Annotated in this window: 12 protein-coding genes; all 12 read right to left on the bottom strand. The window is 38.6% G+C overall.

The window, feature by feature from the left end:
• Nucleotides 1-102: 102 nt before the first annotated feature.
• Nucleotides 103-1,203: a DUF1648 domain-containing protein gene (locus tag L8T27_RS00340; RefSeq protein WP_233318798.1), complete on the bottom strand. Its 1,101-nt coding sequence runs from the start codon at nucleotides 1,201-1,203 to the stop codon at nucleotides 103-105.
• A 2-nt stretch (nucleotides 1,204-1,205) separates the two neighbouring features.
• Nucleotides 1,206-1,586, bottom strand: coding sequence for a GntR family transcriptional regulator (locus L8T27_RS00335; RefSeq protein WP_237940513.1), 381 nt, complete (start codon nucleotides 1,584-1,586; stop codon nucleotides 1,206-1,208).
• 130 nt (nucleotides 1,587-1,716) lie between these two features.
• Nucleotides 1,717-2,253 (bottom strand): stage V sporulation protein T, encoded by a 537-nt coding sequence (gene spoVT, locus L8T27_RS00330; RefSeq protein ID WP_192486470.1) that lies wholly within the window; start codon nucleotides 2,251-2,253, stop codon nucleotides 1,717-1,719.
• Nucleotides 2,254-2,668: 415 nt separating this feature from the next.
• On the bottom strand, nucleotides 2,669-6,211 hold the full coding sequence (mfd, locus tag L8T27_RS00325) for a transcription-repair coupling factor (RefSeq protein WP_237940512.1): 3,543 nt from the start codon (nucleotides 6,209-6,211) through the stop codon (nucleotides 2,669-2,671).
• 234 nt (nucleotides 6,212-6,445) lie between these two features.
• Nucleotides 6,446-6,676: an anti-sigma-F factor Fin gene (gene fin / locus L8T27_RS00320; protein WP_192486466.1), complete on the bottom strand. Its 231-nt coding sequence runs from the start codon at nucleotides 6,674-6,676 to the stop codon at nucleotides 6,446-6,448.
• Between the two features lie 97 nt (nucleotides 6,677-6,773).
• Nucleotides 6,774-7,337, bottom strand: a complete 564-nt coding sequence (gene pth / locus L8T27_RS00315) for an aminoacyl-tRNA hydrolase (protein WP_192486465.1) — start codon at nucleotides 7,335-7,337, stop codon at nucleotides 6,774-6,776.
• A gap of 228 nt (nucleotides 7,338-7,565) precedes the next feature.
• Nucleotides 7,566-8,204: a 50S ribosomal protein L25/general stress protein Ctc gene (locus L8T27_RS00310; RefSeq protein ID WP_192486464.1), complete on the bottom strand. Its 639-nt coding sequence runs from the start codon at nucleotides 8,202-8,204 to the stop codon at nucleotides 7,566-7,568.
• 176 nt (nucleotides 8,205-8,380) lie between these two features.
• Nucleotides 8,381-9,337, bottom strand: a complete 957-nt coding sequence (locus L8T27_RS00305) for a ribose-phosphate diphosphokinase (RefSeq protein WP_192486463.1) — start codon at nucleotides 9,335-9,337, stop codon at nucleotides 8,381-8,383.
• Nucleotides 9,338-9,437: 100 nt separating this feature from the next.
• On the bottom strand, nucleotides 9,438-10,808 hold the full coding sequence (gene glmU, locus L8T27_RS00300) for a bifunctional UDP-N-acetylglucosamine diphosphorylase/glucosamine-1-phosphate N-acetyltransferase GlmU (RefSeq protein ID WP_192486462.1): 1,371 nt from the start codon (nucleotides 10,806-10,808) through the stop codon (nucleotides 9,438-9,440).
• Nucleotides 10,809-11,117: 309 nt separating this feature from the next.
• Nucleotides 11,118-11,408: a septation regulator SpoVG gene (gene spoVG, locus L8T27_RS00295; RefSeq protein ID WP_101658244.1), complete on the bottom strand. Its 291-nt coding sequence runs from the start codon at nucleotides 11,406-11,408 to the stop codon at nucleotides 11,118-11,120.
• Between the two features lie 158 nt (nucleotides 11,409-11,566).
• Nucleotides 11,567-11,941 carry a RidA family protein gene (locus L8T27_RS00290; RefSeq protein ID WP_233318805.1) on the bottom strand — a complete coding sequence of 125 codons (375 nt, stop codon included), beginning with the start codon at nucleotides 11,939-11,941 and terminating at the stop codon, nucleotides 11,567-11,569.
• A gap of 13 nt (nucleotides 11,942-11,954) precedes the next feature.
• Nucleotides 11,955-12,779: a pur operon repressor gene (gene purR, locus L8T27_RS00285; protein WP_192486460.1), complete on the bottom strand. Its 825-nt coding sequence runs from the start codon at nucleotides 12,777-12,779 to the stop codon at nucleotides 11,955-11,957.
• Nucleotides 12,780-12,786 lie beyond the last annotated feature (7 nt).

Below are 12,786 nucleotides of genomic sequence, written 5' to 3'. Positions count from 1 at the left end.
TTTCGCTTGTATTATAGCACAATTCCACCCTAGTTGCCTTTGCACACCCCATAAAAAATGCTAAAAAAAGGAAAATGTGAAAAAGCATTTTCCTTTTTTCTGTTACAGAAAAGATGTCACAATTATAATAAGAATGAGAGGTCCAAAAATGATGGCATATCCTAAAGGTTGTGCAAAGTTGATGCTCCAGCCTATTCCGAACCTTTTCTCTACGAACAACGATGGATCATTTTTATTGAAATAGAAAAGTCCTCCCTTCCAATGATAGTCTGAGTCAAAATCAGAAACTTCCTTCGTGACGTCAGCTTTTGTCAATGCCTCAAGCTGCACATTTAGCTTTCCTACTTTAATTGCATATACAAGAGTCCCAATCAATACTACCGCTAGAAATGCTAACGGGAATAACAGCATTAGAGTCTCGGCAAATATGCCGGGATAAATAATGGATAATTGCAGGAAGGACAACAATACCGTTATTACTAAAGAGATGATCGCTAAAAACCAGCTGTTGTACTTTCTCATAAGCAGCTGCCTTGTCTTAGAACCAGATTTGTTAGAAGCGCTAATCTTGATTCCCGATTTTCTAGTAAATTCGTGGATGGCAACAAACATGGACTGCATAACCAATAGGAGCAGCAGATGGGAAAGAACGGAAAGATAGCTTTTTTCCGTAAAACTGTCTGGTTGACCATTAGCTCCCCAGTGGGTTGGAATACTGTCTGGTATTTGAGTATATTGCGTGAGGGTAAGCACACTTAAACCTAGTGTTAAAAGAATCGGCATAGCTACTATAAACCATGGCAGCATTTCGTCGAGCTTTCTGACGCTCAAGTCTGTAATCTTCACTTCCTTTAAAGCGGCAGACCAACCTGTACGCTTCTTCAACTCCGACATCTTTCCATGGCAGTAAAAATATAAGATTAGTCCCCAAAGCATCGAAGATAATAGAAGCACCATACCTAAAGCTGCTCTAACACTTGGATTCAGTTCATTCATCCATATTGCATAACCAGCAATAATAGCCAGTGAACCGGCTGAGTAACTGATCACATATAGTTTTTTATAAAACTGCACCCTCTTTTCATCTTTATACTCATCCGGTACATACACACCAAATACATGTGTTTTTCTCATGACAACAGGGATAATACTTTGCATCACTGTTTGAAAAACCATTAACACTATAAATATTCCTTGTTCCATGTTTATTCCCCCTTATATTCATTGATCAGCAATTCTACAAGACCGTTTATCTCTGCTTTCCCCATTCCTAATGTCATTGCCTCAAGCAATACTGGCTTCATTTCTCTAACAAGCCGCTCATAATGCTCAGACCCAGGATTCGCATGTTGAAGTCTTACAATCGCCCCTGATTTCGGGATAATTTGAATAATTCCTCTCTTTTCGAGCTCATGATAGCTTTTATTAACTGTATGCATGTTAATACCTAGGTCAGCTGCTAAGGACCTTACAGAAGGAAGCATGTCTCCCTCCTTTAATTCCCCTTTTAAAATTCCCTCCATTAATTGATGTATTAATTGCGCATAAATAGGGAAGTCTGATTGAGGGTCTAATTTAATATACATTTTTATTCTCCTTACTTGTTATACCTTTATTATAACAGATTTGTTCTACACTTCATATAACAAGACACTGATTTTCTTTTAAAAACAACAAAAAAGGCAGCCAATATAGCTGCCCTTAACAATATTAAGATTAGGATTCCATTTGTCTAGCTAAAAAGCCAGCAGCAGTTTCTACTGCTTTCTTTTCTACCTCGCCAAGAGTACCTTCTTTAGAAAAAATGATAACTGCACCAATTGGATCACCATTTGCAATGATTGGTCCGATGGTATAGGCAGAAACAGTTTCTGTATTGTTATCTACGAGTGCAATTTGCTCTTGCTGTGTAATAAGGACTGATCCTCTGTCCTCCATTGCCTTCTCAATAACTTCACTGATATTCTTGTTTAAATATTCCTTCTTCGATCCACCGGCAACTGCGATATAGGTATCCCTGTCACAAATTAATACAGAGTTTCCTAAGCTATCATAAAGAGCTTCTGCATACTCTTTAGCAAAATCACTTAGCTCGCTAATAGGAGAATACTTCTTCAAAATTACTTCCCCATCGCGATCTACGAATATTTCCAGTGGATCTCCTTCACGGATACGTAAAGTTCTTCTGATTTCTTTTGGGATAACGACACGACCCAAATCATCGATTCGACGCACAATTCCAGTTGCTTTCATTTCATGTTGCCTCACTTTCATCAGATGATTTTTTAATATTGGTAAGTATTTCTTCTGTAAAATATGAAATGCTACCATATTTAAACTTAGTATCTTTCATATGGAAAGTTCTATGCATTAACTACGTAAAATTTTCTCTTCGATGTGAATATTACCATCTTAGGTAACACGGGACATTTTCTGCAAAATTTACAGTTGCGGCTAAAGACATTTTTTCCAAAACAAAACATAAACATTGGCATTGCTTTGACAAAAAAGCGGAATCCATTAAAAAGCTGCCTTTTAGCAATTATATCTCTGGTTTTCTTTACCCCTGTCCATATTAGATAAACCTGCGCATAGGCATAATAAGACAAAAAAACTGTTTGGATACAAGCATGATGCCCTCTCCAAACAGTTTTCAGTTATCATATTTTCAGCTTGCCTCTTGAGGCTCTTTTTTAAATGTGCTCAATGCCTCTACCATTTCATAACAAGCATTTAGCCACTTATCTGTTTCAATTCCTTTTACATGGAGGACGATTTTTAATTTTTTGCCATCCATTCCTAAACCAATCATACGGCCAAACTTCGAACTCTTCTCGAAAATCTTCTGTCCGTCCATTAAACTGCTGCCATGCTCAGACAATAGAATCAGAACTTCTTCTTTCGATTGTTTAATAAGCTCTACTCCAGCAGCTTTTCCATACAGCTTCATTTCTGTCAATTTGAACAAATAAGCAACCTCAGATGGATAATCTCCAAATCTGTCGACCATTTCATCCTGAAGCTCTGAAAGCTCATCAAAGGACGCAACCCCTCTGAACCTCTTATACATTTCAATCTTCTGCTGACCATCACTAATATAAAAGTCTGGGATATAAGCATCAATATCCAGATCTAGATCAATTGTCTGTTTCTGCTGCTCATCAAATGTACCTTTTCTTTCTTCAATAGCATCCTTGAGCATTTGAGAATACAAATCAAATCCGACTGAATCAATAAATCCATGCTGCTGTGCTCCGAGAAGATTACCTGCTCCTCTTATCGTCAAATCTCTCATGGCAATTTTGAAGCCTGAACCAAGTTCAGTAAATTCCTTGATTGCCTGCAGCCTTTTTTCTGCTACTTCTGTGAGAACTTTATCCTTGCGGTAAGTAAAGTATGCATAGGCAACCCGGTTTGAGCGTCCCACACGTCCGCGCAGCTGGTAAAGCTGGGAAAGACCCATGCGATCAGCATCCTGAACAATTAGTGTATTTACATTCGGGATATCTACACCTGTCTCAATGATGGTTGTGCTAACCAACACATCAAACTCTCCCTCTAGGAAGCTGAGCATAACCGATTCCAGCTCATTTTCGGTCATTTGCCCGTGGGCATATGTTACCCTTGCATCTGGGACAAGCATCGATATTTCCTCTGCTTTCCGTTCAATATCTTCAACCCGGTTATACAGGAAGTAGATTTGCCCGTTACGTGCCAATTCCCTTTCAATCGCTTCACGCACTAGTGCTCCGTTATATTCCATTACATATGTCTGTATTGGGAAGCGGTTCTCCGGCGGTGTCTCAATAACAGAAAGGTCGCGCACACCCAGCATTGACATATGCAGCGTTCTCGGAATAGGAGTTGCTGTTAATGTCAGAACATCTATGTTAGTTTTTAGCTGCTTGATTTTTTCTTTATGCGTAACACCAAAACGCTGTTCTTCATCAATGATCAGCAAACCTAAATCACGATAAGTAATATCCTTTGAAAGAATACGATGTGTTCCCACAACGATATCAAAGGTGCCTGCTTTTAACCCTTTAATAGTGTCTGTCTGCTGCTTTCTTGTCCTAAATCTGCTTAATAATCCTATTTCAATCGGATAATCCTGGAATCGCTCTCTCAAAGTCTCATAATGCTGCTGTGCTAAGATGGTTGTAGGCACAAGAAAAGCGACTTGCTTTCCATCTGCAATTGCTTTGAAGGCTGCACGAATGGCAACTTCCGTTTTCCCATAGCCAACATCTCCACATAACAGTCTATCCATTGGACGTTCTCTTTCCATATCCCTTTTGATCTCATGGATAGAGCGTAGCTGATCTTCTGTCTCTTGGTATGCAAAGGATGATTCAAATTCCCGCTGCATTTCTCCATCTGGAGAGAAACCATAGCCGACGGCTGCTTCCCGCTCTGCATATAGCTTAATAAGATCATCAGCAATGTCCTGAACAGATGATTCAACCTTCTTCTTAACCTTCTTCCAATCATTGCCGCCCAATTTATATATTTTTGGCTCTTTGCTCTCTGACCCTACATATTTTTGCACTAAGTCTATCTGATCAACAGGAACATACAGCTTGTCGCTGCCTTGATAGCGTAAATGGAGGTAATCTTTATGAATACCATTGATTTGCAATGTTTCAATTCCTAAGTACTTACCAATCCCGTGATTTACATGCACAACATAATCGCCAATTTTCAACTCAGAATAGCTCTTTATTCTTTCTGCATTAGAAAGCTTTTGCCTCCGTGCAGATGATTTTTTCACTTTAGTCTTAAATAGCTCTTCCTCAGTAATAACAGCAAGCTTTAATAATGGCATTTCAAAGCCAGACTGAAGGCTTCCCTCCAGCAGCTGAATTTTGCCTGTCGCAATCCTGTCATTGTCTGTTTGAATATCTGCCTGAATATCATAATCTTGAAGCACTTGTTCTAGCTTCTCTAACCTTTCCTGATTGTTCGCTAAAACAAGGACAGAGTACTTATTCTTCTTCCAACGATCCATCTCAGATTTAAGCACATTCATTTGCCCGTGGAAGCTTTGCATTTGTTTACACGTAACATTAATGATATTCTGCGGATTCGTATTCGGAACATGGCGCAGGAATAAAGACATATAAACAATTGGCTGCACAGCCTTATGAAGCAAATCTTGGACATTTTGCGAAAGCTTCATGTCATGAATGATTTCCCCTTCATTCAGCAGGCCAGTATACCAATCAGCCTCTTCCTTCTCCAATGTATCGTTCATCTCTTGAACTCTACTAATTTCATCAATAAAAACCAGACCATTTTTTGGTAAATAGTCTATCAAACTTGTATGATCAGGATATAGAAGAGATAAATATTTATAGAGCTGCTCCGGCTTCTGGCCATTTTTCAGCTGCTCAATCTCATGTCCTATATTCTGTGCAAGCAGTGTCTTCGTCTTTTCATCTTTAATCTTTTTCAGACTTTTTGCCAAGCCAGTCTCGACCTTTGCTGCAAAAGCCTCCAGCTCAACTGTATTAATAATAACCTCTGTTGCTGGACCAATTGTTATGGAAGAGAGCTTCTCTTTTGAACGCTGGTCTTCTAGTGAGAATGTTCGAATAGAATCAATTTCTGTATCAAACAATTCCATACGTAGGGGATACTCCTCAGTTAAAGGATAAATATCCAATATACCCCCTCTTAAACTGAAGTCACCAGGGGCAGAAACCATATCTGTTCGTACATATCCAGTCGTAACAAAGCGTTGGATGAGCTCTTCCAGATTAATATCCTTACCGACTTCAAGTTCAATTTGCTGTGCTTGCCACAGACTTTTTGGTGGAAGCATCTTTCTCAAACCCGCAACAGGGACAATCAGTATCCCTTTAGCTGTTTTATCATTTGTCCAGTGGTTTAGCACTTCAATCCGCTGTGCCTTTAATTCTGGACTGGAGATACTAATTTCAGCAGCTATAAGCTCATTGGCAGGGTACAAGAATACTTCCTTCTCGTCCACTACATTAGTTATATCATCATAAAGTTTTTGTGCCTGAAGCAGATTTGGTGCTACTACAACCACTGGTCTTTTTGTTTGCTCATATATAGAAGTCATAAATAGTGTTCTTGCAGAGTTAGATAAACCAGAAACTATTTGTTCCTTCAACCCCGCCTCAACACCAGACATGACATTTTTAATGTCTTCCTGTTTATTGAATAATTTTTTTAGGCCTAACAATAGAAGATTCCCTCCCTACTTAAAAAATGAAAAAACAATCTTGTTTTTTCGTACAAATTACACCTATCATACATTTTATCTGCCCCTTGAAGCCTGTTTATCTATTTATAATTTTTTTGTTTAGATCAATAATATTATATTACATTAAGTCTCCAAAATTCTGTAAACAAGCAAACGGAAAAATGCTTTGGAATCGCTCCAAAGCTTCTTTCGCCATGAAATGCTTTCATAACATTAATGAATCAAATAATCGGTTTCATAATAACCTGGATTTTTAGCTAATGATTCTTGGCAATCCTCACAAATGGACTTGATATGAATATCGCCTGACCCGCTGTAATTTATCATCTCTGCTCTTTCTTGTTCTGTCAAGATATCAAAGCCCAGCCGGGAAGTTTCAACAGACTTCGCTTCAATACTTCCTATCTTTACTCCACAATGACGGCAATTATAATGTATAGCCATAAAGCAGGCCTCCTTAAAGCTTTATACTAGTGCTAGTATTTACCTTTTGGAGGGAAGTTATACTTAAGAATCTAAAAGCACAGCGGCCTTAAAACGCTTACTGGATATTATATATATTCATCACTTGCAGGAATGGTTCTTTCATCCACTGTTCACAAGCATCAGAACATTTCTTCACAATGATTTCCAAAGCCTCTTGCTCTTCCTTCGTAAATCTTCCTAAAACATAATCTGTCACTTTCATCCCATTCTGGGGCCTGTCAATTCCGACACGAATACGATTAAATTTTTCAGTGCCTGTATGGGCAATCGTCGATTTAATCCCATTATGTCCGCCAGAGCTTCCTTTTTGTCGCAATCTTATTTTGCCGACTGGCAAATCTAAATCGTCGTATATTACAACGATATCCTCTGTTTTAATATCATAATAGTCCATGATTGGGCGGATGGATTCCCCAGACAAGTTCATGTACGTCAGCGGCTTTAACAGTACTGCCTTTTCTCCATTAATCATCCCGATGCCATATTGTCCCTTGAATTTAGATTTATCCAAAGGGATTCCATACTCTTTAGATATATAATCTATAACTTCAAAGCCAATATTATGCCTTGTTTTTTCGTATTGCTTTCCTGGGTTGCCCAAGCCTACTACCAATTTCATGAAATTCACCCTTTTATTCTTGTTTATATACAGAAAAAGAAGGCTTGCCAATAACTTCTCAATCGGCCAAGCCTCCATTATTGATTATCACAGCTTGTATGTATATATCAAATAGGAACAAGCACAACTTGCCATCCTATTTGATATTCTACATCCATTTAATGCATACCTTCCTTTTTTAAGCATTTAATCATTAAATACATACAAAAGGTCCATATTACCTAAAAATTAATCTGTTTCCTCAACAGTCGTTTCTCTGCCTTCTACATTTTCTGGAATTCCACCATCTTGCTGCTCACCAGTGCTTATTTCTTCCTCTTGTCTTGGAGGAAGTATGGAAGCAATGGTTTCATCTGCCTCATGGTTAATTTCCAGATTGTCATATCCTTTAATATCAGAGATAGATAGCGTTTCGCCAACCTGCAGGCTGCTGATATCAATATCAATAGCAGCAGGAATATCGTTAGGCTTTGCTGTTACTTCGACTTCATGCAGCGCCTGCTGCAGAACGCCGCCATCCTTTACGCCGCTTGATTCGCCAGTAAGATTGATTCTGACTGTTGCAGTTATTTCTTTTGATAAATCAACCGCTAAAAAGTCAACATGTAGAATTGTTCGTTTAATCGGATCAGAATGATATTCGTTCAGCACAACATTGTGCTTATCACCATCGACATCCAAGGAAATAACTCCATTGCGTCCAACATCCTTCAATACTTTTAAAAAGTTCGCTTCATTTAGCGTAATAGATGTGCTGTCCACTTTGGAACCATAAACCACGCCTGGAATGTCTCCTTTAGTCCTTAAATCCGTTAACACCGAATGCTTAGAAACCGTACGCTTTTTTGCTTGTAATGTTGCACTCATAATAAAATTCGCCTCCATTATATTCAAATCACTATATATAAAAAATTCCCTAAAACTAGCTATTTTAAACATACTAGTTAGTAACTAGGTAATTTTTTCCTAAGAGTGAAAGAATACAGAAGACCAATATCCCAATAGAAATAAGTCGCTCCCCTTAACAGAGAGCGACATATTTCTTAATCAAAAAGATAGCTTACTGACTGATCGGAATGAACTCTGATTATTGCTTCTCCAAGCAATTCTGCTACAGAAAGTTGAATTACGTTATCTGTAAGCTTTTCTTCTGGAAGCTCAATAGAGTTTGTAACTACAAGCTCTTTTATTTTTGAATTCTTAATTCTTTCCATGGCAGGTCCAGACAGAACAGGGTGTGTACAGCAAGCGTACACTTCCTTCGCTCCATTCTCAGCAAGAGCATTTGCTCCAAGAGTAATTGTGCCAGCAGTATCAATGATGTCGTCAATAAGAATAGCAATTTTTCCTTCGATATTTCCGACGATGTTCATGACTTCAGCCACATTCGGTTTAGGACGTCGTTTATCAATGATAGCAATTGGTGCTTTAAGACGCTCTGCAAGCTTACGAGCTCTTGTTACACCGCCATGGTCTGGTGATACGATGACAATATCGCCGTCGAATTCCCTTTTGCTGAAATATTCCCCTAAAATTGGCACACCCATCAAGTGATCGATAGGAATATCGAAGAATCCTTGAATTTGCGGTGCATGCAAGTCTAACGTTATAACACGAGTAGCTCCTGCAGTTTCCAACAGATTCGCTACCAGCTTAGCTGTAATTGGTTCACGTGCACGAGCTTTACGATCTTGACGTGCATAACCATAGTAAGGTATTACCAAGTTAATTGTTTTAGCAGAAGCGCGTTTTAAAGCATCAATCATGATAAGAAGCTCCATGATGTGCTCATTTACAGGAGAACTTGTTGATTGAATAATATAAACATCACAACCACGAATGCTCTCTTCAATATTGATTTGAATTTCTCCATCACTGAAACGTGTAACAGAGCACTTACCTAGTTCTACGCCGATTGTTTTGGCAATTTCCGCTGCCAACGCCGGATTGGAATTTAAGGTAAATACCTTTAAGTTTGGATCTGTATTTTTAACTAGCATGATGAACCTCCACTGGCTTTATTCCTAATTAATAGCTTGTCCTAATTTCAGCAAGGAATAAGACAGGATTAATTCCCTCTTATTCCACTTTTTACTTCTTTCAATCTTGCTTTGACTTTTTCACGTACTCATCTTTATTAACTTGTCGGGCCCGTGCAATGGATAACGCATCCGCTGGAACATCATCTGTAATAGTAGAACCAGCTGCAACGTAAGCTCCTTTGCCTACTTTGACTGGTGCTATCAAATTGGAATTACAGCCAATGAATGCACCATCTTCTATGGTTGTCAAAAACTTATTTTCGCCGTCGTAATTGACTGTTATCGTACCACAGCCTATATTGACATCACTGCCAACTGTCGCATCACCGATATAGCTTAAATGGGAAGCTTTGCTTCTGTCCCCAAATTCCGCCTTTTTGATTTCAACAAAATTACCTATTTTCACGTCATCACCTATAGCGGAGGCAGGACGGATATGGGCGAAAGGTCCAATATTTACATTCGAACCAATTTTGCTGTCAAATGCAGCAGATTGCCTGATTTCAGTATTTTCTCCAATAACACAATTGCTTATTTCCGTATTTGGTCCAATAACACAATCGGAAGCAATAGCTGTTTGCCCTGAAATTATTGTGCCTGGCAAGATGACCGTATCATTTCCAATCGTAACATCTGTGCCGATATAAGTATTTGATGGATCTACAATCGTGACACCATTGCGCATATGAGCTTCATTGACACGTTTCTTAAGGAGTCTTTCAGCTTCAGCCAATGCAATCCGGTCATTCACGCCAATCGTCTCATTAAAGTCCTCTGTCTTATATGCAGATACTATTTCACCTTGTTTTTTGAAAATCTCAATGACATCAGGCAAATAGTACTCCCCTTGAGCATTTTCATTTGTGACATTATTCAATGCCTCAAACAGAGCTGCATTATCAAAACAGTACGTACCAGTATTTATTTCGACAATTTTCTTTTCGTCATCCGAAGCATCTTTATGTTCAACAATTTTTTCAACTTCACCAATATCGTTCCGTACAATCCGTCCATAACCTGTCGGGTCGTCTGCAACTGCAGTCAATACTGTTGCTTTAGCGGAAACTTCTAAATGATAACTGCAAAGAGCCTCTAACGTCTCCGATGTAATCAAAGGTGTATCGCCGCAAACAACGACTGTGACTCCTTCTTTATCTTGAAGAAACTCCTTAGCCTGCATAACTGCGTGTGCAGTTCCTAACTGTTCAGCCTGATAAGCATAACTGATTTTATCTCCAAGCTGTGCTTTAACTTGATCCGAACCGTGGCCTATAACAGTTACAATACGCTCCATTTGAAGCTTTGATACTTGATCGACTACATGCTGCACCATCGGCTTGCCGCAAACTGGATGAAGCACTTTATATAGCTTAGACTTCATTCTTGTTCCTTGTCCTGCGGCCAAAATCACTGCGTATCGATTTATCATTAACGGGCCTCCAATTTAACCTTTTTATCCATTAAAAATATATCCTAATTACAGCATGATTTCAAGGAATGTTTGTATCCAAATATATGAAAAACAGCTGAAATAATAAGGTGTATAAGGGTTTCTCATCAATGATTTTTTTATTTACTTTTCTTACGGATGCTAAGAATCCGCTTACCTTTTTTCCACTGTAATAATTCACATGTGCAAATTATTTCTATATCTATATAAAATTATGCTTCAACTATCTGTAGTCGCAAAAAAAAGAGCCTTACTCTTCGGAAGTAGGCTCTAGCTGCTCATTATTCTTTAGGAAGCACCAGCTTCTTCAAATTCAACTTCTAATTCACCTAAACGGTGGTACTCTGTTAAAACAGCTTCCTGGATTTTACCTCTTGTCCCGGAGTTAATCGGATGAGCAATATCCCTAAATTCACCATCTGGTGTCCGTTTGCTAGGCATTGCGACAAATAAACCGTTATTTCCGTCAATGACCCTAATATCGTGAACAACAAACTCATTATCTAGAGTAATAGAGGCAATGGCTCTCATTCGTCCATCCGTATTGACTCGGCGTAGTCTTACGTCAGTTACTTCCATTCTGTTCACCACCTTTACTAGAAGATAAAATCTAGTTAAGTAATTCAACAGAATTTCCATAACTCCTTCTTAATCAGCAAAATTTTTTAGAATATTTAAGATAAAATCCTAAAAAACGCTAACTTTAGTTACAAAAACTAACATATTCCTACCTAAAGTTACTTACTTAATGCGATTACTTCCATTTCAACTAGTACATCTTTAGGCAATCTTGCTACTTCTACACAAGAACGTGCTGGTTTATGTACATTAAAATATTGACCGTACACTTCATTAATTGCTGCAAAGTCATCCATGTTTTTAATGAAAACAGTAGCTTTCACGACAGTTTCAAAAGAAGCATTTGCTTCTTTCAGTACCGCTGCAAGATTTTTAAATACTTGGTGTGTTTGTTCCTGTACGTCACCAGTAACTAATTCTCCTTCTGCAGTCAAAGGGATTTGGCCGGAGCTGTAGAACATGTTATTGACAATAATTCCTTGAGAATATGGACCAATTGCTGCTGGCGCATCATTTGTTTGTACAATTTTCATTTTCATTATCCCCCTATTGGTTCTTATCAAAAAAATTTCCAACTTCAACAGATATTTTCTTTTCTTTAACATCCACACCAGAAAGTTTTACCAATGACAAATAATCATCAACAAGCCTTTCCTCCGCTTCTTCCGCCTCAATCAAGACGGCAATACCGGCAACGTTAGCATTAAATTCATCCAATAGGCTGATCATGCCATTCACTGTGCCGCCTGCCTTCATGAAATCATCGACAATAAGTACGTTGGAGCCTTGCTCTAAGCTTCGTTTTGAAAGAACCATCGTTTGAATCCGCTTGGATGAGCCTGATACATAATTAATGCTCACTGTTGATCCTTCCGTTACTTTACTGTCCCTTCTTACCATCACAACTGGAACATTCAAGAATGAAGCAACAGCATAGGCAAGCGGGATCCCTTTTGTTGCCACTGTCATGACAACATCAATATTTGTTTCAGCAAAAGCAGACGCAAAGATTTTCCCTACCCTTTGTACAAGAGCCGTATCTCCTAGAATATCTGTCATATAAAGATATCCACCGGGAAGCAGCCTGTCAGGTTTCATTATTAATTGACAGAGCTCCTCTATGAATGCTTTTGCTTCCTCTTCATTAACTTTAGCGTGATATTTCACGCCACCTGCAGCACCTGGCAATGTTTGCAGAATCCCTATTCCTCTTTCCTCAAAGGTTTCTTTTATTATCGCTAAGTCTTCACTGATGGAAGATTTAGCAGAACCATACCTTTCGGAAAAATAAGATAAGGAAACTAATTGCCTTGGATGCTCTAATAAATAATTCGTCATGTCTATTAAACGTTCACTACGACGAAATTTCATAAGGCGA

Source organism: Niallia sp. Man26 (assembly GCF_022049065.2).
GTDB lineage: Bacteria > Bacillota > Bacilli > Bacillales > Cytobacillaceae > Niallia.
This window is presented reverse-complemented; position numbering and strand designations above follow the sequence as displayed.

Bases quoted from the DNA above. Each gene is read 5' to 3' on its own strand.
- L8T27_RS00340 (WP_233318798.1), bottom strand. From the start codon at position 1,203: ATGGAACAAGGAATATTTATAGTGTTAATGGTTTTTCAAACAGTGATG.
- L8T27_RS00335 (WP_237940513.1), bottom strand. From the start codon at position 1,586: ATGTATATTAAATTAGACCCTCAATCAGACTTCCCTATTTATGCGCAA.
- spoVT (WP_192486470.1), bottom strand. From the start codon at position 2,253: ATGAAAGCAACTGGAATTGTGCGTCGAATCGATGATTTGGGTCGTGTC.
- fin (WP_192486466.1), bottom strand. From the start codon at position 6,676: ATGGCTATACATTATAATTGCCGTCATTGTGGAGTAAAGATAGGAAGT.
- pth (WP_192486465.1), bottom strand. From the start codon at position 7,337: ATGAAATTGGTAGTAGGCTTGGGCAACCCAGGAAAGCAATACGAAAAA.
- L8T27_RS00310 (WP_192486464.1), bottom strand. From the start codon at position 8,204: ATGAGTGCAACATTACAAGCAAAAAAGCGTACGGTTTCTAAGCATTCG.
- L8T27_RS00305 (WP_192486463.1), bottom strand. From the start codon at position 9,337: ATGCTAGTTAAAAATACAGATCCAAACTTAAAGGTATTTACCTTAAAT.
- glmU (WP_192486462.1), bottom strand. From the start codon at position 10,808: ATGATAAATCGATACGCAGTGATTTTGGCCGCAGGACAAGGAACAAGA.
- spoVG (WP_101658244.1), bottom strand. From the start codon at position 11,408: ATGGAAGTAACTGACGTAAGACTACGCCGAGTCAATACGGATGGACGA.
- L8T27_RS00290 (WP_233318805.1), bottom strand. From the start codon at position 11,941: ATGAAAATTGTACAAACAAATGATGCGCCAGCAGCAATTGGTCCATAT.
- purR (WP_192486460.1), bottom strand. From the start codon at position 12,779: ATGAAATTTCGTCGTAGTGAACGTTTAATAGACATGACGAATTATTTA.